The sequence below is a fragment of the Pantoea sp. SGAir0180 genome, from assembly GCF_043546245.1.
The window spans coordinates 3587666-3609801 of the sequence record NZ_CP028071.1; the positions used below are offsets into that span (position 1 = coordinate 3587666).

Below are 22136 nucleotides of genomic sequence, written 5' to 3' on the forward strand. Positions count from 1 at the left end.
CGGGTTTTTTCTTGTGCTGTCACGTCAGATAAAAGCAAACGCATCGCCATACATTTGTGCTTCAACGGCACCTCGTTCTGAACAAAAGCGTTCACGGGCGATTTTCGCCATTTCGAAGCGGCCGGCAATATAAATCTCATGCTCACTCAGGGTCGCAAAGTCCTGCATGACGGCTGTCAGCACCGTACCAGAACGGCCCGGCCAGCCTGCTTCAGGCTGTTCGACAACCGGAATCACTTTCAGATTCGGATGCTTAATCGCCAGTGCTTCCAGCTCGTCCAAATCATACAAATGCTTCAGTTCGCGCCCGCCCCAGTAAACCGCAATATCACGGTTGGGTTGTTCGGCAAGCGCAGTGAGTAAAATGGAACGCACATAGGAAAAGCCTGTGCCACCCGCGATCAGGATTAACGGCTTGTCACTCTCTTCACGCAACCAGGCATCACCATGTGGGATGTCCACCACAATTTGCCCTTCCTGCTGAATACGATCCATCACCGCCATGGCGTAGAGATTCAGCTCTGAGGCACCGATATGCAGTTCAATGATTTCAGTTTCCATTGGCGTGGAGGCTAATGAAAACGGGCGCTTGTCACGCTCATCCATTACGACCATCAGGTACTGCCCTGCGCGAAAACTAAAATCTGCTTCCGGAATCAGGCGAACGCGATACACCGTGTCGGTAATCGCCTCAACTGAAGTTACTTTACAGCTTAACGTTGTCATGCGGTCCCTCTGTCGGGTCGTCTTTATGGTTATTGCTCACCATCAACGCTGTGATGGTTGATCAAAAATACCGAGGTCATCCCAGATAGCGTCGATACGTGCGGTAACGGCCGGATCTTTGACAATCGGCGTGCCCCACTCTCGTTGCGTCTCACCTGGCCATTTATTCGTGGCGTCGAGGCCCATCTTTGACCCTAGTCCGGAAACCGGAGACGCAAAATCAAGATAATCGATTGGCGTGTTTTCTACCAATACGGTATCGCGTGCCGGGTCCATACGCGTCGTGATTGCCCAGATGACGTCGTTCCAGTCGCGGGCATTAACGTCATCATCACACACAATAACAAATTTGGTGTACATGAACTGCCGTAAAAATGACCAGACGCCAAACATCACGCGCTTGGCATGTCCCGCGTACTGTTTTTTAATCGTCACGACCGCCAGTCGGTAAGAGCATCCTTCTGGTGGCAAATAGAAATCGACGATTTCCGGGAACTGTTTAATCAGAATCGGTACAAGCACTTCATTCAGCGCCACGCCCAGGACGGCGGGTTCATCCGGTGGCCTTCCGGTATAGGTAGAATGGTAGATCGCCTGATGACGCTGCGTGATGTGCGTAACGGTAAACACCGGGAAACTGTCGACTTCATTATAGTAACCGGTGTGATCGCCATAGGGACCTTCAGGTGCCATGTCACCGGGTTCGATATAACCTTCCAGCACAATTTCGGCGCTCGCAGGCACTTCCAGATCGTTTGAGAGGCACTTGACGACTTCGGTCTTGTTGCCGCGCAGCAGACCGGCAAACGCATACTCTGACAACGTGTCAGGGACGGGCGTGACCGCCCCCAGAATGGTCGCCGGATCGGCGCCCAGTGCAACGGACACCGGGAAACGTTCGCCAGGATGTGCCTTGCACCATTCAAGATAATCCAGGGCACCACCACGATGAGAAAGCCAGCGCATGATCAGGCGATTTTTGCCAATCACCTGCTGACGATAGATGCCTAAATTTTGTCGCTCTTTATGCGGGCCGCGCGTTACGGTTAATCCCCATGTAATCAGCGGGGCAGCGTCGCCGGGCCAGCATTTCATGACCGGGATTCGGGTCAGGTCGACCTCATCACCACTGAAAACCACCTCCTGACAGGGCGCATTGCGCAACCTTTTGGTCGGCATATTCAGTACTTGCTTAAACTGCGGCATTTTACTGAACAGATCGCGGAAACCTCTCGGTGGCTCAGGTTCTTTTAAAAAGGCCAGCAACTCACCCACTTCACGCAGTGCACTGACCTCTTCCTGGCCCATGCCCATGGCCACGCGTTTTGGCGTACCGAACAGGTTACACAGTACAGGCATGTCGTAACCTTTTGGGTTCTCAAACAGCAATGCCGGACCGCCTGCACGCAGGGTGCGATCGGCAATTTCGGTCATTTCCAGTTCGGGGTCGATCACGTGCGAGATACGCTTGAGTTCACCACGCTGTTCAAGCAGCGCAATAAAGTCTCTTAAATCCTGATATTTCATGCGGCTTCAACTTTCCGGCCAGAGTGAATTTGCCATTATAGGGCTGATTACATGAATGTGTGGAGCTTTATGCACCGCATGGCTTATCTTGCCCGTCACGGGCAACCATCAGACGAATAATGTCGCTTAGTTTTCGTGCTGAACCTTACCGCATAATGGCTATTTTTTCATTTTATGCGATGGCATTCGTCATTCAGAACAATCTTAGTTTATTTTCCAGGCAACGCCGCGTAACAGACCCCAATGCGCTATAACTCTGAGTGGAGGTTTGCTATTCTTAGCGTCCATTCATTGGGAGCAGTTATGGAATCCTGGTACTTACTCTATTGCAAACGTGGGCAGCTATTGCGTGCGAAAGAGCATCTTGAGCGGCAAGCCGTAAATTGCCTGAGCCCCATGATCGCGCTTGAGAAAATTGTGCGTGGCAAGCGAACTACCGTAAGTGAACCGCTGTTCCCAAACTACCTGTTCATTGAGTTTGACCCCGAAGCCATTCACACCACAACCATCAGCAGTACACGTGGCGTCAGCCATTTCGTGCGCTTTGGCGCGACGCCGGCCACCGTACCTGCTGTCGTTATTGATGCACTGCAGACTGATGTGCCACAAACGCTGATCGATCCTGAAACGCCGCAAAACGGCGATGAAGTCATCATCACCGAAGGGACGTTTGAAGGTCTGCGGGCTATCTTCTCAGAGCCCGATGGCGAAGCACGCTCCATCCTGTTGCTGAATCTGCTAAACAAACAGGTTGTCCGGAGCGTGGATAACCGACAATTCCGTAAAGCCTAACGCAGCCCGAACAGCGTGCGCGCATTATGATCCACCTGGGCTGCCAGCGCCTCTGGTTCCTCGCCTCGCCAGTTCGCGACCTGCTGCAGGATATGCGGTAAAAAACAGGGTTCATTGCGCCGGGAAGTTGGCCGTGGACGCATATCCCGCGGTAACAGATAGGGCGCATCCGTTTCCAGTAGCAACCGTTCGGCGGGAATCAACGGCAACATCTCACGCAGGGCAATTCCCCGGCGTTCATCGCATACCCAACCGGTAATGCCTACCGATAAGCCCATTTCCAGGCAGGCCGCTAACTCTTCCCGGGTACCGGTAAAACAGTGAATCACGGCGGCGGGTAATTTGGGCAACCAGGGCTCAAGTACCGCAGCAAAGCGTTCATGCGCTTCCCGACAGTGAAGAAACACGGGCATATTCAGTTCCGCAGCTAATGCCAGTTGCGCGTCAAACGCATATTCCTGCTGCTGATGTGCGGACAGGTTACGATTGAAATCCAGCCCGCATTCACCTATCGCCACAACCTGGGCTTTTTCCGCCAGCCGGCGCAGCGTATTCGCGACCTCTTGTGACCACTCACTGGCATGATGGGGATGCACGCCCGCGGTGGACCAGCAGTAACCCGGATGAGCCTCAGCCAGCCGCTGCGCCTGCTGACTTTCCAGCGCATTGGTACCGGTAATCAACATGCCGGTGACGCCCGCGTCACGGGCGCGCGTAATCACCTTTTTTCGATCGGAGGCGAACTGCGTGCTGGTCAGGTTTACACCGATATCAAACATATTTTTACTCTCTGTCAAAAACATCCTAAACAAAAAACCGCCTGACGGCGGTTTTTGGCTTGTGTCTCCCGCTTCTGCGGGTGTACTGAATACGACATCAGGATTCGGTGTTCTGTTCCTCATCCTCTGTCTGACGGCCTTTTCCCACATAGTACCGTGAAAAGAATACGCCGACTTCAAACAGGCAGTACATCGGAATAGCGAGCAAAGTTTGAGAAAAAACGTCCGGTGGTGTGAGCAGCATCCCGACAACAAACGCGCCGACCAGGATGTAAGGACGCTTCTTTTTTAAATCCTCAGGGCTGGTAATACCGGTCCAGCACAGCAGCACAATGGCTACCGGCACTTCAAATGCCACACCAAACGCCATAAACAAGGTCATGACAAAATCGAGATAGTTGGTGATATCTGTCGCGATAGTGACGCCCTGCGGCGCGGTTTTCGCAAAAAAGCCGAAAGCCAGTGGAAAAACAATGAAATAGGCAAAGGCCACGCCAACATAAAACAGTAGCGTACTGGAAAACAGCAGCGGCATGACCAGCTTACGTTCGTGGCGATAAAGCGCTGGCGCAATAAACGCCCAGACCTGATAAAGAATAACCGGCACGGCAAGGAACACCGACACGATCATCGTCAGCTTTATCGGCGTGAAGAAAGGTGAGGCGACATCCGTCGCGATCATGCTGGCACCCGCTGGCATCTGATTGATCAGTGGCGACGCCACGGCATGGTAGATGTCATTAGCAAAGTAGATCAGTGCCAGAAAAATAACTAACACAGCAATTATGCAGTTCAGCAGACGTTTACGCAGCTCAATCAGATGGCTGATAAGTGGTTGGGTATCTTCAACGGCCATTATCGTTCATCACTTGCAGAAGGAGGAGAAGCTGGGTTGAGCGACGGCGCGGCGTTGCCCGGTTTTTCCGCAGGCGATGCGTCTGCCCGACCCGGCGATTGCGGCGGAGCACTGGCGTAGCCGGACGCAGGCCGCGGCGGGACCGGCGTGGTCGCCGTGTTGCTGTCCTGTGCCGGTGCAACCGCAGCCTCGACATGGGGTTCAAAAGGTGCGTGTGCGGGTGACTGTGCCTGCTGCTCACTGGCCGCAGGCGTCACCTGTTTCGGCGAGTCACTCCCCGTCTGGTGTAACGGGGAATGGATGGTGTTTGCTTCGTCTTCTTCTCTTTCGATATCAATGCTCTGTTGAACCGAGCGTTTCATTGAATCCGCGGTTTTACGCAACGCTTCCATGGATTCTTTCAGCTCAGGCGACAATGTGCCGTGGCTGGCTTCCTCCACCTTTTTCAGGCTGTCCTGCAGTTCCTGCAGTTTCAGCTCTTGCGCCAGCTCACTCTGAACATTGGCCGCCAGTGAACGGACCGCCCGGATCCATCCGACAACCGTTTTAACCGCATGCGGCAAACGTTGCGGACCCAGGACAATCAGCCCGATCACGAAGACTAATAGCAACTCACCAAAACCAATATCGAACACGGTTTACACCTGCTTGTCGTTCTTAATGTCGTCTTTCTGAGCAGACGTTGGCTGTTTGTCCGCCAGCGTTTTCGCATGGAAATCCGCGTCCTGCTCTTTTGGCTGATCTTTTTTGTCGTCTTCATCACTCATGGCTTTCTTGAAACCACGGATAGACGAACCCAAATCCGACCCCAGATTACGTAACTTATTGGTACCGAACAAAAGCACCACAATCACGGCAATAATTAATAACTGCCAAATACTGATACCGCCCATGAGATAGCCTCGATTTTTTTGTTAAAAACTGCGGAATGAAGCACAACCTAAACCCTTGTTAATTCGGGTCTCAGTCAGCGACATTACCGCGTTTCAGCCGCGAGTGACAATCAGTTTGTCTTGCGCCAGCCGATTAACCAACTGACAAAACCTGCCGCCATTAATGCCGCCGGAAACAGGTCCCACTCAGGCCTGCTGAGGAGTACCGCTGTACCGCTAATCAGCAGCGTGGCACCGACGCCAAACAGGAAACGCGCCTGATGCTGACGTGTACGTTGGACACTCAAATCGTTCACGAGTTTATCGACGCTAAGACGTAACTGCTTATGCTGCTGCATGCTGTCATAGAACAACTCGGGCAGCTCGGGCAGTTTCTCTGCCCAGTAGGGCGCTTTTTCTTTCACTGCGCGAATGATCGCCGGAATACCAATCTGATCTTTAATCCAGTCTTCAAGGAACGGTTTCGCCGTTTTCCATAAGTCCAGTTGCGGATAGAGCTGCCGGCCAATCCCTTCGATATAGAGCAACGTTTTTTGCAACAGCACCAACTGTGGCTGCACCTCCATATTGAAACGTCGCGCCGTGTTAAACAGGTTTAGCAGCACATGACCAAATGAAATTTCAGCCAGCGGTTTTTCAAAGATGGGTTCGCACACCGTACGAATGGCAAACTCGAAGTCTTCCACGTTGGTATCTGCCGGTACCCAGCCAGAGTCAACATGCAGCTCTGCCACTTTGCGGTAATCCCGGTTAAAGAAGGCGATAAAGTTTTCGGCCAGATAGCGCTTATCTTCCTTGTTCAACGAGCCGACAATCCCGCAGTCGATGCCGATATATTGCGGGTCTTCTGGATGCTCATAGCTGACAAAGATATTGCCAGGGTGCATGTCTGCATGGAAGAAGCTGTCGCGGAAAACCTGTGTGAAGAACACCTGTACGCCGCGTTCGGCTAACAATTTCATGTTAACGCCATGCTGCTCCAGCGTCGCCACATCGGAGATAGGAATACCGTAGATGCGTTCCATCACCATCATGGTTTCGCTGCAGTAGTCGGAGTAAACCTCGGGAACATACAGCATGCGGCTGTTTTCGAAGTTACGCCGCAGCTGGATGGCATTGGCCGCTTCGCGCAGCAGGTTTAATTCGTCGATCAGCGTTTTTTCATAATCGCGCACCACCTCAACCGGACGCAGACGGCGACCATCCGGCAGCAGGCGCGGTACCCAACGGGCGATGCGGTAGATCAGCTTCATATCGGCTTTGATCACCGGCAGAATATCCGGGCGGATAACCTTAATGACAACCTTTTTGCCGTTGGATTTCAGTGTTGCCGTGTGAACCTGCGCAATAGAGGCAGAAGCCAGTGGGGTGATATCGAAGTCATCAAACCAGGACTCAATCGGTGCCCCCATGGAGGCTTCGATTTGTGCTTTGGCTTTCACGCCGTCGAAGGGCGCAACCCGGTCCTGCAAAATAGCCAGTTCATCGGCGATCTGCGGGGGAAACAGGTCACGCCGCGTGGACAGCATCTGACCAAACTTGATCCAGACGGGGCCCAGCTGTTCCATCGCCAGACGCAGCCGAATGCCCATCTGTTCGTGTTTGTGCTGGTTAGGAATCCAAAACACGCACCGCCGCCACAGCCGAAGCGGCAGAGTAATACGCATTTGGGGAATCAGTTCATCAAGTCCGTATGTCAGAAACACCTTGATAATGAAATATAACCGGCGGATCTCTCCAAAACTCATTTCGCCTCCAGCTGTGCCAGACGCGCATTAAGCGCATCAAGCGAACGTTCCATCGCGCTAACTTCCTCAGCGAACCAGGCAAATTCCAGCGCACCTGGCGCAACGCGCCACTCTTCCGTCAACGCCTGACCGAGATAATCCTGACGTCGCTGCGTTTCCGCTTTAAACAAGCGAAATGCGCGCTGCGCACCCTGGCTGATCCCTTGCGCGGCGATATCACCGATCCAGGGGGCCAGGTATTCGGCAGGATCCAGCTCAGCCAGATCCATCAACGCAGAGAATTGCTGCACCACCTGCAAATCCCCTTCGACCTGTAACTCACCGCTGCGTATCAGCGTCGTCAGTTGCTGGCGATCACGTAGCTTCGGCAGCGACTTAAGCTGCGTAATGACCGTGCAGTCGCTGCTGTCCTGCCAGTCACTAAGGACATCCAGCTGTTGCTCACTGAACACCAGCACCAGCGGCCAGGATAGCTCACTCAAACGCAACATCAGTACCTTGCCTGCTAAACGCTGACGTGCGCTTTTCAGACCACGATCGCGGTAGAGAATACGGTTTAGCGCCGTTTCAATACCGGCAGTGATGACGGGGGTTAAGGTCATGGCCATAATGGTTAAAATTTAAACCCACGATGAAGTGCCACGATGCCGCCCGTCATATTTGAATAGGTGGTGTTTTCAAATCCCACATCGTTCATCATCGCTTTCAGGGTTTCCTGGTCGGGATGCATGCGGATGGACTCGGCCAGATAGCGATAACTTTCTGCATCCTGAGCAACCAGTTGGCCGATGCGCGGCAGAATATGGAACGAGTAGGCATCGTAGGCTTTGCTCAGCGGCTCAATAACAGGTTTCGAGAACTCCAGCACCAGCAAGCGTCCACCCGGTTTCAGCACGCGGAACATCGACGCCAGCGCCTTCTCTTTTTCCGTAACGTTACGCAGGCCAAAAGAGATCGTAATGCAGTCGAAGTAGTTGTCAGGAAACGGCAGCGCTTCGGCGTTGGCCTGAACATAACTGACATTGCCAACGATACCGAGGTTTCGTAGCTTCTCCCGGCCCATTTTCAGCATAGAGCTGTTAATGTCAGCCAGAACAACCTGCCCGGTCTCGCCCACCAGCCGTGAAAATTTTGCGGTTAAATCACCGGTTCCACCGGCCAGATCCAGGACACGCTGACCGCGACGCACACCGCTGCTGTCGATGGTAAAACGCTTCCAGACGCGATGGACGCCAAACGACATTAAGTCGTTCATCAGGTCATATTTCGCCGCTACGGAATGAAACACGTCCGCGACTTTGTCGGCTTTCTCGCTCTTGGCGACGGTCTGAAAGCCAAAATGGGTAGTTTCCTGCTGTGATTCATCTGCCATCGGTTTTACCTGCTCCACAAACAATACTTATGGAAGTGTATCAGAGTCACGGAGGTCAGGCACGTTGGCGACCTGCTTATTCGTGGAGGTGCCGAACCCGCTCACAACTTTCGTCTGCGTTTTGGTCGTTACCGGGCATACTGTCGTGCTCATTTTCGGGCATCGCGCGTTCGACCAGATGGGGATTGATAGCGCGTTTAACCTCTACACCTAAGTCACGGAAGCCTTCCGTTTGTGCGATCAAATTACCCCGCCCTTCTGCCAGCTTCTTCATCGCTTCACGATAGCTGTTTTGGGCCTTATCAAGGCTGTGACCAATACCGCTCATATCATCAACAAACAGGCGCATTTTGTCGTAAAGCCTGGCTGCGCGCTCGGCAATCCGCTGCGCATTGCGGCTTTGATGCTCGTAGCGCCAGAGATTGTTGATGGTACGCAATGCAACCAGCAGCGTGGTCGGACTGACCAGCATGATATTTTGCTGGAGCGCTTCGCCGATCAATTCTGGCTGCCGATCGATTGCCAGTAAAAACGCCGGTTCAACCGGGATAAACATCAACACATAATCCAGTGAGCGTAAACCGGGCAATTGTTGATAATCTTTACGGCCCAGCAAACGGATATGGCCGCGTACGGCACTGATATGCGCCTGAATGGCCTGTTCACGTTCAATGTCGTCATCCGCGTTGAAATACCGCTCGTAGGCAACCAGCGTCATTTTGGCGTCGATCACCACATCTTTCCCCTGGGGAAGCCGGACGATGACATCGGGCTGCATGCGGCTTTGCTGCTCGTTCTGCATGCTGACCTGGATATCGTATTCATAGCCTTCACGCAATCCTGACGCTTCCAGTACCCGGCTCAGCACCACCTCGCCCCAGTTGCCCTGGATTTTGTTGTCGCCTTTGAGCGCTTTGGTCAGGTTGAGCGCTTCCTGGGCCATCTGCGCATTCAGTTGCTGTAGCTGACGAATCTCGTGGGTCAGTGTATGGCGTTCACGCGCTTCCGCGCCAAAGCTCTCATTAACCTGCCGCCGAAAGCCATCGAGCTGTTCACGCAACGGCCCAATCAGGCTGTTCAGACTTTGACGGTTTTGCTCATCAACGCGGCGACCGCTGTTTTCAAAAATTCGGTTAGCCAGGTTTTCAAACTGCGCGCTAAGCCGCTGCTCGCTGTTGGTCAACAGGCGCTGCTTCTCTTCCGCTGCAAAACGGGTTTCCTCAAGACGGATGGTCACTTCACGCAGCTCGGCTTCCTGCGCGCTGTTCACCTCCAGCTGATTGCGCAGCTCTCGTGTCAGTTGCTCGCTCTCATTACGCCAGTAATCCAGCTGTTGCAGGCGCTCATTGGCTCCGCTTAATGATCCATGAAGCTGTCTCAACTCCTGTTCGCGCTGTTGCAGCTGCTGCTGGAGCTGCTCGATGTGCTGTTGCTGACGTTGTTGTGCTTCGTTAAGCAGACGGCGCTCTGTGGTAAAGCTGGCTAACTGATGACTGACACGCATTTGCGCCAGTATCCAGCCAACACCCAGGCCGGCGAGCCCAAGGCAGATGCTGATAATGATGTGCTGATCCATATTCTCCCCGCTGGTCAGGCTATTGAGGAAAAAGGTAAATTCGCACTGTATGAATGTCCAGATATATTTACTGAGGGGGAAAGACGAGACGTAAAGACAAGGCCATGACAGGCCGGACAGCCGGCCTGTCTGTCAAACGAAGGGCTAGAGTAAGCGACGCGCCGCTTCAACTACTATTTTGACGGCATCGCTTTCGGTCTGCTTCATCGTCACTGCATCGGGAATCTCTTTTTGCGTGCGGTTAACAATCACGCCCGCCACCATGCCTGCGCGCAGGCCCTGACTGGCGCACATGGTTAACAGCGTCGCCGATTCCATCTCATAGTTCAGGACGCCCATCTGCTGCCACTCCTGCATAGAGCCCTGAAAACGGTTCACGACGCGGCCCGAGAAGGTGTCGTAGCGCTCCTGGCCGGGGTAGAAAGTATCAGATGAGGCGGTAATCCCGATATGAGTTTTGGCACCGCAGGCTTCTGCCGCAGCCACTAAGGCCGTTGTGCAGGTGAAATCGGCGACGGCCGGAAATTCCATTGGTGCGAAGTGCAGGCTGGCACCGTCCAGGCGTACAGACGCCGTCGTAACCAGAACGTCGCCGACATTGATATGCGGCTGGATGGCGCCCGTTGTCCCTACACGCAGGAAAGTGCGCACGCCAAGCTGAGCAAGCTCCTCGACGGCAATGGAGGTGGAAGGTCCGCCAATCCCGGTAGAACAGACCACGACGGGTTTACCGTCAAGCTTAGCCAGCCAGCTGGTGAACTCACGATGGGAAGCCAGGTGCCGGGGATCGTCCATCAGTCCGGCAATTTTTTTTACACGTTCCGGATCGCCAGGAACAATGGCCAGTGTCGCCCCCTGCAGGTCGGCTTTCGTCAGGCCAAGATGGAAAACGTCAGACTGTGTCATATCAGACTCCGGGTTAAGGAAAAACAGTACGCCACTTTACGTTACCCGACGGGTTAAATGTGTGACTGGTTTCACTCAAGAAAATGAAAGTTACATTTTCGGTGAAATTTTTAGTGATTAATATCACACGTTTATCTCAGACCTTCCGTAATGCTACATATGGTGATGTGGAAGGCAGCATGAGAATGTTAAAGAGAAGTGTATTTTAAAGGTTATAAGCTCTGTTACGCATTGCCCGGAACCAGTAATAAATGCCCAGGCTATAGTTACGTGATTGCGCATACGCTTGCACGGAGATAACGATGAAAACCGACGATAATATGACACAAAAATCAGCCGCAGGCGCGTTTGCTCCGGCAGTTCAGCCCACGGCTTCGACCACCATTATTACCGACAGCCCGGCCATCCACGCCGGTGAGACGTCTATTCCGAGTCAGGGTGAAAATCTTCCGGCTTTTTACGCGAAACCGCAGTCAGCAGACGGGCCGTTGCCTGTTGTGCTGGTCGTGCAGGAAATTTTCGGCGTTCATGAACACATTCGCGACATTTGTCGTCGTCTGGCGCTGGAAGGCTATCTGGCTGTCGCGCCAGAGCTTTACTTCCGCGAAGGCGACCCCAACGACTACAACGATATTCCTACGCTGTTTAAAGAACTGGTCAGCAAGGTGCCTGACAGCCAGGTACTGGCGGATCTCGATCATGCCGCTAACTGGGCGGCCCGCAACGGTGGCGATATCCGGCGGATGGGAATTACCGGTTTCTGTTGGGGCGGACGCATCAGTTGGCTCTATGCGGCACACAACCCGCAACTTCGCGCTGCCGTGGCCTGGTATGGTCGCCTGGTAGGGGAAAAAACCATGAAGCAGCAAAAACATCCTATCGATATTGCTGTGGATCTGAACGCGCCTGTGCTGGGTTTGTATGGTGGTCAGGATGACGGCATTCCGCTGGAAAGCGTGGAGCAGATGCGCCAGGCCTTACATGCTGCAAACGCAAAGGCAGAGATCATTGTGTATCCCGATGCCGGGCATGCTTTTAACGCCGACTATCGTCCGAGCTACCATGCCGAATCGGCAAAAGACGGCTGGGCACGTATGTTAGCCTGGTTTAAGCAGTACGGTGTCGCATCCACTGAGTGATAAAAAAGGGCGCGTAAGCGCCCAAACTCTCGCGTCGCCATCCAACACCCGCAAATCTGAGAGCTTTTCCGCGTTAAGCCTGCTCACAAGCCTGGTGGGTTTTCAGGCTGGATTGCGGAGTGTCCCATAGCCGTTCTGCAGCAACATAACGCGCCTCATTTTTTCTGCTATTTCTTGAGTGAATGTCGTCACCCTCCGGTCCGTTCCGTTTGGATAAGCAAATACTCATTTTTCAGTTCGCGCCGCACACCTGTACATGAAAAGCCGGGAGTAGGGTTATGGATTGGTATTTGCTATTCTCCAGAAATGCCTGGGTCAGTCTGATCGCCAGTCACGTTTAGCCGTCCAGATGTTTACACCGCTATATTCTGCGGGTACTGTATGTCTCTCAAGCGCAAATTATTCAGTTTCGATGTGAAGGACCCTCATGATCGAATTCAAACATCTCCGGACGCTTCAGGCTCTGCGGAATACCGGCTCGCTGGCCGCCGCGGCCGCCCAGCTTCACCAGACGCAGTCGGCGTTGTCACATCAGTTCAGCGATCTGGAACAGCGGCTCGGATTCCGCCTGTTTGTACGCAAAAGCCAGCCATTGCGCTTCACGCCGCAGGGCGAAATTCTGTTGCAGCTGGCGGAACAGATTCTGCCGCAAATTCAGCAGGCGCTTCAGGCCTGCCATGAGCCGCAACAGACTACGCTTCGTGTTGCCATTGAATGTCATAGCTGCATCCAGTGGCTTACGCCGGCACTGGATAAGTTTCGTCAGAGCTGGCCACAGGTGGTGATGGATTTTAAATCAGGTGTGACCTTCGATCCGCAACCTGCACTTCAACAGGGTGAGCTGGATATCGTTTTAACGTCCGATATTCTGCCGCGCTCGGGCCTGTTCTATTCACCGATGTTCGATTTCGAAGTGCGCCTGGTGCTGGCACCCGATCATCCTCTGGCTCAGGTCGAACATATCTCCCCTGACGCACTGGCCGACGAAGTGTTGATGATTTACCCGGTGCAGCGTCAGCGGCTGGATATCTGGCGTCATTTTCTTCAGCCCGCGGGCATCAGTCCTGCACTGAAGAATGTGGATAACACGCTGTTGATGATTCAGATGGTGTCGGCGCGCATGGGCATTGCCGCGCTGCCACACTGGGTAGTGGAGAGCTTTGAAAAACAGGGGTTAGTGATCACGAAAACACTGGGAGAGGGATTATGGAGTCGGCTTTATGCCGCCGTGCGTGACGGCGAGCAGCGTCAGCCTGTGCTGGAAGCCTTTATCCATTTTGCCCGTCAGCATGCCTGTGAACATTTGCCTTTTGTCAGGAATGCCGCGCATCCTGCAGCCGTTTAGCCGCATGAGCGACAAAGCTGCGCGGCGGCGGGCAAAATCCCCTATAATGCGCAGCCTGTTGACTGACCTTGAGACGATCTCACCATGACTAACAACGATATTTTGCGCAGCGTGCGCTATATGCTCGATCTGAACGATGCCAAAATGGTGGCGATTTTTGCCTTAGCGGAGTGCGAGGTTCCTCAGGCCGATATCACCAGTTGGCTGAAAAAAGATGAGGATGCGGCATTTCGCCCCTGCCCCGATGTCCTGATGGGCTATTTCCTGAATGGCTTAATCTTTCATCGCCGTGGGAAAAGTGAGGATGCCCCTGCGCCTTCCATCGAGCGTAAGATGAATAACAACATTTTCATGAAAAAGCTGCGTATTGCATTTGACCTGAAAACGACCGACATCCCTGATATCCTGAAAAAAGCCAACTTCACCGTGTCTCAGGCAGAGATTGGCGCGATCTTCCGTAAACCGGATCACAAAAACTATCGTGAATGCGGTGACCAGATTCTGCGTAATTTCCTCAAGGGGCTGACGATGATTCATCGCCCTGCGCCAGTTAAGCCCGCTTAAACCAGCCGCCGACTTACGCTCGTCCCGCCGGAGAAAGCGCACCGGGATAACAATCCGGTCCGCTCTGCCGGGCGAGCAGACGTCGTCTTGCTCGCCTTCTGCCGACGCGCGCCCCGTCCGCCATGGGATCGCAACAGACTGAGCGGCCTGCTACTTTTGGCGTCGATGCGCGGCGATGCCTTGTTTCTTCACTGTTGATTGTTCTTACCGACCACCCAGCGCTTATGGACCCACAAGGACGCTACTATCACGAGCGCACCGGCAATAAAGCTTGGCCAGTGTGGCTTTTGCTGCCATATCGCCAGGTTGACCAGCAAGCCTGCCGGCACATGCATGTTGTTCATGATGCCCAACGTGCCAGCATCGACCTGCGTAGCACCGTAGTTCCACATAAAGTAACCCAGTCCGGACGCCACCACGCCCAGCCAGACCAGAATGCCCCACTGCAGTGAGGTGGTCGGGAGTTTATGCGGGTTGCCCCAGACGGCCCAGGCCACCACCGCAATCAGCACCGCGCCCAGATAGAACCACGAAAAGGCCGTGTGCTGCGGCACAGGACGGGTTTCCTGCAAACGTTTGTAGCCCACCATACCTGCTGCAAAGCAAATATTGGCTAACTGTACCAGCAACAGGCCGAACCAGAAGTTATCGCTGACTTTGTCATAACGAATGATTGCCGCGCCCGCCACAGCCAGCAACGCACTGAAAATGTACCCTGCGCGCAGAGGCCGTCGACTGATCACGTCGTAGATCAACGTGACGTACAGCGGCGTCATCACGGTAAACAGCAGGAATTCAGACACGCTCAGATAGAGATAGGCTTCGAAACTCAGTAAATACATGATGCCCAGTTGCAGCATGCCTACCAGCATATACAGCAGGAGCGTAGAGGGGCGATAGCCGCGCCAGCGCAGGAAAGGCAAAAATACCACGGCCGCCAGCGCCAGGCGCATCAGCACCGAAAACCAGCTGTCAACCTGACCGGCAAGATACTCGCCAATCAGGCTGAATGAAAAAGCCCACAGAATGGTAGTAACAATCAATAAAAGCACGGTAACAACCCCGAAATAAACAGAGCGACAGTGTAAACAATGTCCGCACAGCAGGGAGATTTATCTGGTTGACATCTGTGCATTAACCAGGCAGTTACGCATTAATCTGCCGGTCAGGCTTTTTATCTTCTCATCGGGCATATCCTGTCAGCAGAAAAATGTGCGCATCAGCGCATCGGCCTGAGCTTTTTGCGCCAGATTGTCATAAATCTGTAACAGATTTGTCATTCATCACAGTAAAGCCATGTATCTCTGTCTATTCTCTGCGCGAAATGGCGCATCCCGATCGCCGTTTTCTTGAGTTTTGCCCAACCTGCCGGGAATCAAAATCATAATGCGCCCTGGAGGGCCGCCGCTATGTTGAGTATTTTTAAACCTGCACCACACCAGCCCCGGGTCGAAGATCATCGTATCGATCCACGCTACCGTCGCCTGCGCTGGCAAATCTTTATCGGAATTTTCGTTGGCTATGCGGCCTACTATCTGGTTCGAAAGAATTTCGCCCTGGCGATGCCCTACCTGGTTGAACAAGGCTTCTCACGCGGCGATCTGGGTTTTGCGCTTTCAGGCATCTCCATCGCCTATGGCTTTTCCAAATTTATTATGGGTTCGGTGTCAGACCGGTCGAATCCACGGGTCTTCTTACCTGCCGGCTTAACGCTGGCGGCTGCTGTAATGCTGATTATGGGGTTTGTGCCCTGGGCAACCTCCAGCATTATGGTGATGTTCGTACTGCTGTTCATCTGTGGCTGGTTTCAGGGAATGGGCTGGCCGCCCTGCGGACGCACTATGGTCCACTGGTGGTCACAAAAGGAGCGCGGCGGCATCGTTTCTGTGTGGAACTGTGCGCATAACGTCGGCGGCGGGATTCCGCCCCTGCTGTTTCTGCTGGGGATGGCGTGGTTCAACGACTGGAAAGCCGCGCTATATATGCCCGCCTTCGGGGCGATCGCCATTGCGATTCTGGCCTTTGCCCTGATGCGCGATACGCCGCAATCTTGTGGATTACCGCCGATTGAGGCCTATAAAAACGACTATCCGGTGGATTACAACGAAAGTCATGAGGAAGAGTTCACTGCCAGACAAATCTTTATGAAGTATGTCCTGCCCAACAAACTGCTGTGGTACATCGCTCTGGCAAATGTGTTTGTCTACCTGCTGCGTTACGGCATCCTCGACTGGTCACCGACCTACCTGAAAGAAGTAAAGCATTTCACGCTTGATAAGTCCTCCTGGACCTACTTCTTTTATGAGTATGCGGGCATTCCCGGTACGCTGTTGTGCGGCTGGATGTCAGACAAGGTCTTTCGCGGCAACCGTGGTGCGACAGGGGTGTTTTTTATGACGCTGGTTACCGCTGCTACCGTCATCTACTGGCTAAATCCGCCGGGCAATCCCGGTGTGGACATGGCCTGCATGATCGCGATTGGCTTTCTGATTTATGGACCGGTAATGCTCATTGGTCTGCATGCGCTGGAGCTGGCACCCAAAAAAGCGGCTGGCACGGCTGCCGGGTTTACGGGGCTGTTCGGTTATCTGGGTGGCTCAGTCGCGGCCAGCGCCATTGTGGGTTATACCGTCGATTATTTCGGCTGGGATGGCGGATTCATCGTGATGATTGCCGGCGCCGTTATGGCGGTAGTGCTGCTGCTGTTAACCATGATCAGTGAGCACCGGCATAAGCAAAAAAGGGCATAACGGATTTGCCAGAAGGCCGGCTTACCGGCCTTCTTTTCGGATTACGACAGATAGAGTGTTCTCAGCGTCTCCGGGACGGCATCCTGGGCATTACTGCCAATCACTTCCAGTTCAGGTAAGGTGTCTTTCAGACGCTGATGGGCGTTAGCCATAATGCAGCCTTTGCCTGCCATACTCAGCATTTCGACATCATTCATACCATCACCAAACGCAATACAGTCTTTAAGCGTAAAGCCTAACTGTTTTGCCACCGCTTCCAGGGCATGGCCTTTTGACACGCCGCCTGCCATCACTTCGAGGCAGGTCGGCAGCGAAAAACTCACGTTAACCCTGTCGCCCCAGCGTGCTTCGATGGCCTGCTCCATAGGGACAAGGTGTTCCGGTTCTTCACAGGTAAAAAAGACTTTGCTGATGCCATCCGTCGGCAGCATGCCCGGCTCATAAACCTGATAGTGAAAATCGGACTCGCGAAAATAATCCTTCTCCGCCGGACTGCAGCGGCTGACAAACCACTCATCGTCGCGATAAACATGCGTCAGCACGTCCGGATGATGATACTGCAGACCAAACAGATCGTGGGCGATGTCCGCGTCCAGATTGTGGCTAAAAACCAGCTCCCCTGCCGGATTGTGAACGCGCGCGCCGTTTGACGTAATCATGTAAGCCGGAATCCCCAGCTTGTCACGCATTTGCCCGACATCGATGTGATGACGGCCTGTGGCAAAAATAAAGTGAATGCCCTGCGCGACCAGTTGCTGAAGCGTTTCGCGCGCATTGGCGGTCAGGCGATGTTCGGGAGAAAGCAGTGTGCCATCCAGATCGGACACAACAATGTGGTACATGAAAACCTCGGGTATCGGTGTCGGTTGGCCGTAGCCGGTAATGTAAATTGCGAACTAATGCTGCGATAAAAAGAAATCGACGATGGTATTGAGCGCTTCGGCGCGCATGCTGTCCTTTTCAAACAGGATCTCGTGGCGCGCGCCGCTGATAACCTGCGGTGTCCGGCCCTGACAGGGGTGACCGGCTGCCGCCATCGCGTCACAAAACAGATCCTGCGAGCGATTATCCACCACGCTGTCTTCACTGGCCTGCAGCACCAGCAACGGAGTCGTAATGTTATCCACCTGGCTCAGAATATTGCGCCCGGCATGAATCCCTTCTCTGACCCAGTGATACGTAGGTCCGCCCACGCGAATAGCCGGATCATCCGCATAAAAACGCAGACTGCGGCGGTAGCGCTCATGGCTGTGCGTTAACCGGTTGATGCCGAAAGGGTGCGCCCGCCAGCGCCCTGTGCCTAATGCATAACCCTCACGCACAGCGGGGCGCTTTTCCGCCCAGTCAAGAATCTTATGCGCCAGAAAAGCGGGTAACGGCAACGCAATCCCAAACATGGGAGCCACCAGCGCGGCGGCATGAAATGCACCGGGCTGACGCGCCAGGAAGAGCGTCAAAATCGCGCCGCCCATCGAATGAGCCAGTGCATAGCGCTGCTGATAATGACGGCTCACAATCTCTTTGAGATAAAGCGTTTCGAGGTCATCAACATAATGGCTGAACTCCACCACATGCCCGCGGTGAGAGTCATCCAGCAGACGATCCGATCGCCCCTGACCGCGATGATCGAGCACGATCACATCAAAGCCGCAGTGAAAAAGATCGTAAGCCAGTTCGGGATACTTAACGTAGCTTTCGATGCGCCCCGGCACGATAAGGATGACGCGTTTATGTTGCGGTGAAATGAACCGGACATAGCGCAATGTCAGGTTTCCAACGCCAGTGAATTCGCACTCTTCACGGCTGTGCCAGAAATCAAGCAGTGGACCAGTAGCAAAGGCGGCAAAGGCCTTTTCGCGTCGCAGCCAGCTTGCCCTGTGTTGCTTCATCCGCCCTCCTGATTGCCGGAAAAAAAGAGTCTGAACGGCCGCATGATGTCCATGGCTCTGCGCAGCATTCTGGCGTATTGTGTCACACTTCAGACGAGACCGGGAGTACAACCCATGACCATCGAATGGTGGCTGACCTACCTTCTTACCACCACAATTCTGAGCCTCTCACCCGGCTCAGGCGCGATTAACACCATGAGCACCGGCATCAGCCACGGTTATCGTGGTGCCGTCGCCTCCATCTCCGGGCTGCAGGTAGGGCTCGCGCTGCATATCGCCCTGGTAGGGGTGGGTCTTGGCGCGCTGTTTTCTCAGTCGCTGCTGGCGTTTGAGATTCTGAAATGGGCCGGTGCCGGCTATCTGGTCTGGCTGGGTATTCAACAGTGGCGGGCTGCCGGCGCCATTGATCTCAACGCGATGTCAAAAGCGATGCCGCGTCGTCGCCTGTTTAAACGGGCTGTCATGGTGAACCTCACCAATCCCAAAAGTATTGTGTTTCTGGCCGCGCTGTTTCCGCAGTTTATCCTTCCTCATCAACCCCTTATGCTGCAGTATCTGGTTCTGGGCATAACCACCGTACTGGTGGATATCGTGGTGATGATTGGTTACGCCACCTTAGCGACGCGCATTGCGGGCTGGATCAAAGGCCCTAAACAGATGAAGCTGATGAACCGTATTTTCGGGGGATTATTTATTGCGATTGGCGGACTGCTGGCCAGCGCAAGGCGAATGGCCTGATGTACACCTGCAGCCGCACGACAGAGCATACTGTCGGCGGCCGCATAAAGCCGGTCTGGCGACCTTAGCGTGACAGGATAAGATGAATGCCAAATCCGGCGAACAGTACGCCCGCCATGCCATCCACCCACTTCGCGGCACGCTGATATTTATCCCGCATCCATGGCAAAGCAAAAATTGCGGCGACCAGAGAAAACCATGCAAAGGTTTCGACGCTAATCAACACAAACAATCCCCAGCGCTCCAGCCCACCGACATCGTTACCGATAAATAATGAGAAGACGCTACCAAAATAGATCACCGCTTTGGGGTTAGAGAGATTGGTTAACAACCCTTTGATAAAGCTCATGCCTTTCTTTGGCAGATCGACGACAGGCTCCTGCTGTACCGGCTGCTTATGACGTTGACGCGCGGAACGGATCAGCTGCCATCCCATCCATAACAGGTAAAGCCCGCCACCGACCATGATGATTTGATGCAGCCAGGCCATTTTTTGCAGGATCAAATGCAGGCCCATTAACGCCACCGCTGCCCAGATCATGACCGCCAGCGTAATGCCCAACACACCCAACATCGCTTCTTTGCGCGAACGGCTGGCCGCCGTTTGCGAAACGAAAAAGAAATCCGGGCCGGGGCTCATGAGCGCAACAAGGTGGACCAACGCAATCGTGCCAAACAATATCAACATGGTAATGCCTCTTTACTCTTCATCAAGATGCTCTTTAATCATCAGCAAAAAGGGCTTACCGAAACGTTCGAGTTTACGGTGACCGACCCCATTCACGCTCAACATGTCTGACGCACTGACCGGCATCTGTTCCGCCATCTCCAGCAATGTGGCGTCGTTAAAGACCACATAGGGTGGAATGTTCTCTTCATCCGCTATCGCCTTACGCAGCTTGCGGAGTTTGGCAAACAGCTTACGGTCATAGTTACCCCCGTAGACTTTTGCCGAACTGCTGCTTTTCGGTCTGGTTGTAATGAGCCGTGGTACCGCCAGCATCAGCGGGACTTCACCGCGCAGCACCGGTCGGGCCGCTTCGGTAAGTTGCAGTGCAGAATGCATGGCAATATTTTGGGTGACTAACCCCAGATGAATCAGCTGACGCAGCACACTCACCCAATGCTCATGGCTGTTCTCTTTACCCAGCCCATAAACCGGCAGCTTGTCGTGACCCTGTTCACGGATACGATGATTGTTCGCGCCGCGCAAAACTTCAACGATGTAACCCATGCCAAAGCGCTGGCCGACACGGTAAATACTCGAAAGCGCTTTCTGGGCTTCAACCAGACCGTCATAGCGCTTAGGCGGATCGAGACAGATATCGCAGTTACCACAAGGTTGCTGCCGCCCTTCACCAAAGTAGTTCAGCAGCACCAGACGGCGACAGGTCTGCGCTTCAGCAAAGGCGTTCATGGCATTCAATTTATGCCGCTCTATGTCCTGCAGCGGGCCGGGCTGTTTCTCTTCGAGACATTTACGTAACCAGGTCATATCTGCAGGATCATAAAGCATCATCGCTTCCGCAGGCAGGCCATCACGACCCGCACGGCCGGTTTCCTGATAGTAGGATTCGATATTGCGGGGAATGTCGAAATGGACCACAAACCGCACATTGGGTTTGTTAATGCCCATGCCAAACGCCACGGTGGCGACCACAATTTGCAGATCGTCGCGCTGAAACGCTTCCTGCACGCGGGCGCGCTGCGCGCTGTCGATACCGGCATGATAGGCACCCACGCTGAGACCGCGGCTCTGCAGGCGCGCGGCCGTGTCCTCAACTTTTGCCCGGCTGTTGCAGTAAATGATGCCGCACTTGCCCCGCTGATCCTGTACGTAACGCAGTAACTGTTCGGTGGGTTTGAATTTTTCCACCAGCGTATAGCGGATATTAGGTCGATCAAAACTGCTGATTTGAATCAGCGGGTCCTGCATATGCAGCAGGTTGACGATATCAAGGCGGGTGGTTTCGTCGGCGGTCGCCGTGAGCGCCATAACCGGCAGATCGGGAAAGCGCTGACGCATCTGCCCCAGTGCGCCGTACTCGGGCCGGAAATCGTGTCCCCACTGAGAAATGCAGTGCGCCTCATCCACCGCCAGCATCGCAGGCTGCCAGTGCGCCAGGCTTTCCAGAAAGTTATCCATCATCAGGCGTTCGGGCGCAATATAGAGCAACTTTACGCGTCCGTTTCGGCAGTCCGCCATGACGTTTTGCTGTTGCTCGCGGGTCATGGTCGAATTGAGACACGCCGCCGCAACACCATTTGCCAGCAGTTGATCCACCTGATCTTTCATCAGCGAGATCAAGGGCGAGACGACCAGTGTCAGCCCTTCACGCACCAGCGCGGGGATCTGATAGCAGAGTGATTTCCCGCCGCCGGTTGGCATCACCACCAGGCAGTCTCGCCCATTCAGCGCTTCATTGATAATGGCCTGCTGACCGGGACGAAACTGCTGGTAGCCGAAGGTATCCTGTAATACCTGCTGCGCCAACGCTTCCTGATTAAGAACTGCCGAGGTTGCCACTGTGATCCT

The 22136-nt window shown here is 53.9% G+C and carries 22 protein-coding genes; 6 read left to right on the plus strand and 16 right to left on the minus strand.

The features are described 5' to 3' along the window. Positions 1 to 24: 24 nt before the first annotated feature. Positions 25 to 726 carry an NAD(P)H-flavin reductase gene (gene fre, locus C1N58_RS16825; protein ID WP_033737387.1) on the minus strand — a complete coding sequence of 234 codons (702 nt, stop codon included), beginning with the start codon at positions 724 to 726 and terminating at the stop codon, positions 25 to 27. A 42-nt stretch (positions 727 to 768) separates the two neighbouring features. Then, positions 769 to 2253: a 4-hydroxy-3-polyprenylbenzoate decarboxylase gene (gene ubiD, locus C1N58_RS16830; protein WP_006121480.1), complete on the minus strand. Its 1485-nt coding sequence runs from the start codon at positions 2251 to 2253 to the stop codon at positions 769 to 771. A 303-nt stretch (positions 2254 to 2556) separates the two neighbouring features. Here ubiD and rfaH point away from each other — a divergent pair, with 303 nt between their 5' ends. Further along, positions 2557 to 3045 carry a transcription/translation regulatory transformer protein RfaH gene (rfaH, locus tag C1N58_RS16835; RefSeq protein WP_006121479.1) on the plus strand — a complete coding sequence of 163 codons (489 nt, stop codon included), beginning with the start codon at positions 2557 to 2559 and terminating at the stop codon, positions 3043 to 3045. On the opposite strand, the gene tatD is transcribed toward rfaH, so the two are convergent. The 9 genes from tatD to udp form a co-directional block, all read right to left on the minus strand. Then, entirely contained in the window at positions 3042 to 3824 is a 783-nt protein-coding gene (gene tatD / locus C1N58_RS16840) for a 3'-5' ssDNA/RNA exonuclease TatD (RefSeq protein WP_006121478.1), read from the minus strand. The genes rfaH and tatD overlap by 4 nt on opposite strands. A gap of 97 nt (positions 3825 to 3921) precedes the next feature. After that, a complete protein-coding gene (gene tatC / locus C1N58_RS16845) occupies positions 3922 to 4680 on the minus strand; it encodes a Sec-independent protein translocase subunit TatC (RefSeq protein ID WP_006121477.1) in 759 nt (252 codons plus the stop codon). Then, entirely contained in the window at positions 4680 to 5315 is a 636-nt protein-coding gene (gene tatB / locus C1N58_RS16850) for a Sec-independent protein translocase protein TatB (RefSeq protein WP_205950874.1), read from the minus strand. Before tatB ends, tatC begins: the two co-directional genes overlap by 1 nt. Positions 5316 to 5318: 3 nt before the next feature. Further along, on the minus strand, positions 5319 to 5573 hold the full coding sequence (gene tatA / locus C1N58_RS16855; protein ID WP_033737383.1) for a Sec-independent protein translocase subunit TatA: 255 nt from the start codon (positions 5571 to 5573) through the stop codon (positions 5319 to 5321). 110 nt (positions 5574 to 5683) lie between these two features. After that, positions 5684 to 7321: a ubiquinone biosynthesis regulatory protein kinase UbiB gene (gene ubiB / locus C1N58_RS16860; protein WP_006121474.1), complete on the minus strand. Its 1638-nt coding sequence runs from the start codon at positions 7319 to 7321 to the stop codon at positions 5684 to 5686. Then, positions 7318 to 7923 carry a ubiquinone biosynthesis protein UbiJ gene (locus tag C1N58_RS16865; protein WP_006121473.1) on the minus strand — a complete coding sequence of 202 codons (606 nt, stop codon included), beginning with the start codon at positions 7921 to 7923 and terminating at the stop codon, positions 7318 to 7320. Before C1N58_RS16865 ends, ubiB begins: the two co-directional genes overlap by 4 nt. Before the next feature lie 11 nt (positions 7924 to 7934). Further along, positions 7935 to 8693 carry a bifunctional demethylmenaquinone methyltransferase/2-methoxy-6-polyprenyl-1,4-benzoquinol methylase UbiE gene (ubiE, locus tag C1N58_RS16870; protein ID WP_033737381.1) on the minus strand — a complete coding sequence of 253 codons (759 nt, stop codon included), beginning with the start codon at positions 8691 to 8693 and terminating at the stop codon, positions 7935 to 7937. 76 nt (positions 8694 to 8769) lie between these two features. Beyond that, positions 8770 to 10269 carry a DNA recombination protein RmuC gene (gene rmuC, locus C1N58_RS16875; protein ID WP_033737379.1) on the minus strand — a complete coding sequence of 500 codons (1500 nt, stop codon included), beginning with the start codon at positions 10267 to 10269 and terminating at the stop codon, positions 8770 to 8772. 144 nt (positions 10270 to 10413) lie between these two features. After that, positions 10414 to 11175 carry a uridine phosphorylase gene (gene udp / locus C1N58_RS16880; RefSeq protein ID WP_006121470.1) on the minus strand — a complete coding sequence of 254 codons (762 nt, stop codon included), beginning with the start codon at positions 11173 to 11175 and terminating at the stop codon, positions 10414 to 10416. A gap of 302 nt (positions 11176 to 11477) precedes the next feature. On the opposite strand from udp, the gene C1N58_RS16885 reads away from it, so the two are divergent. The 3 genes from C1N58_RS16885 (at position 11478) to C1N58_RS16895 (ending at position 14223) form a co-directional block, all read left to right on the plus strand. Next, complete coding sequence (locus C1N58_RS16885; RefSeq protein WP_006121469.1) at positions 11478 to 12314, plus strand: dienelactone hydrolase family protein; 837 nt, start codon at positions 11478 to 11480, stop codon at positions 12312 to 12314. 427 nt (positions 12315 to 12741) lie between these two features. Further along, positions 12742 to 13659, plus strand: coding sequence for an HTH-type transcriptional regulator MetR (gene metR, locus C1N58_RS16890; RefSeq protein ID WP_006121468.1), 918 nt, complete (start codon positions 12742 to 12744; stop codon positions 13657 to 13659). Between the two features lie 84 nt (positions 13660 to 13743). Further along, entirely contained in the window at positions 13744 to 14223 is a 480-nt protein-coding gene (locus C1N58_RS16895; protein WP_033737377.1) for a YehS family protein, read from the plus strand. 188 nt (positions 14224 to 14411) lie between these two features. Here the strand turns inward: C1N58_RS16895 and C1N58_RS16900 are convergent, their stop codons facing one another. Beyond that, entirely contained in the window at positions 14412 to 15275 is an 864-nt protein-coding gene (locus C1N58_RS16900) for a carboxylate/amino acid/amine transporter (protein WP_006121466.1), read from the minus strand. 357 nt (positions 15276 to 15632) lie between these two features. Between C1N58_RS16900 and glpT the strand changes: the two genes are divergently transcribed. After that, on the plus strand, positions 15633 to 16973 hold the full coding sequence (gene glpT, locus C1N58_RS16905) for a glycerol-3-phosphate transporter (protein WP_058708542.1): 1341 nt from the start codon (positions 15633 to 15635) through the stop codon (positions 16971 to 16973). Between the two features lie 41 nt (positions 16974 to 17014). Here the strand turns inward: glpT and yigL are convergent, their stop codons facing one another. Both yigL and pldB read right to left on the minus strand, forming a co-directional pair. Beyond that, positions 17015 to 17815 (minus strand): sugar/pyridoxal phosphate phosphatase YigL, encoded by an 801-nt coding sequence (yigL, locus tag C1N58_RS16910; protein WP_033737375.1) that lies wholly within the window; start codon positions 17813 to 17815, stop codon positions 17015 to 17017. Positions 17816 to 17869: 54 nt separating this feature from the next. Further along, positions 17870 to 18862, minus strand: a complete 993-nt coding sequence (gene pldB, locus C1N58_RS16915) for a lysophospholipase L2 (RefSeq protein ID WP_006121462.1) — start codon at positions 18860 to 18862, stop codon at positions 17870 to 17872. 114 nt (positions 18863 to 18976) lie between these two features. On the opposite strand from pldB, the gene rhtB reads away from it, so the two are divergent. Continuing rightward, positions 18977 to 19600, plus strand: coding sequence for a homoserine/homoserine lactone efflux protein (gene rhtB, locus C1N58_RS16920; RefSeq protein ID WP_033737374.1), 624 nt, complete (start codon positions 18977 to 18979; stop codon positions 19598 to 19600). 64 nt (positions 19601 to 19664) lie between these two features. Here the strand turns inward: rhtB and rhtC are convergent, their stop codons facing one another. Beyond that, a complete protein-coding gene (rhtC, locus tag C1N58_RS16925) occupies positions 19665 to 20288 on the minus strand; it encodes a threonine export protein RhtC (protein WP_006121460.1) in 624 nt (207 codons plus the stop codon). 12 nt (positions 20289 to 20300) lie between these two features. After that, positions 20301 to 22127 (minus strand): ATP-dependent DNA helicase RecQ, encoded by a 1827-nt coding sequence (recQ, locus tag C1N58_RS16930; protein ID WP_394564357.1) that lies wholly within the window; start codon positions 22125 to 22127, stop codon positions 20301 to 20303. Positions 22128 to 22136 lie beyond the last annotated feature (9 nt).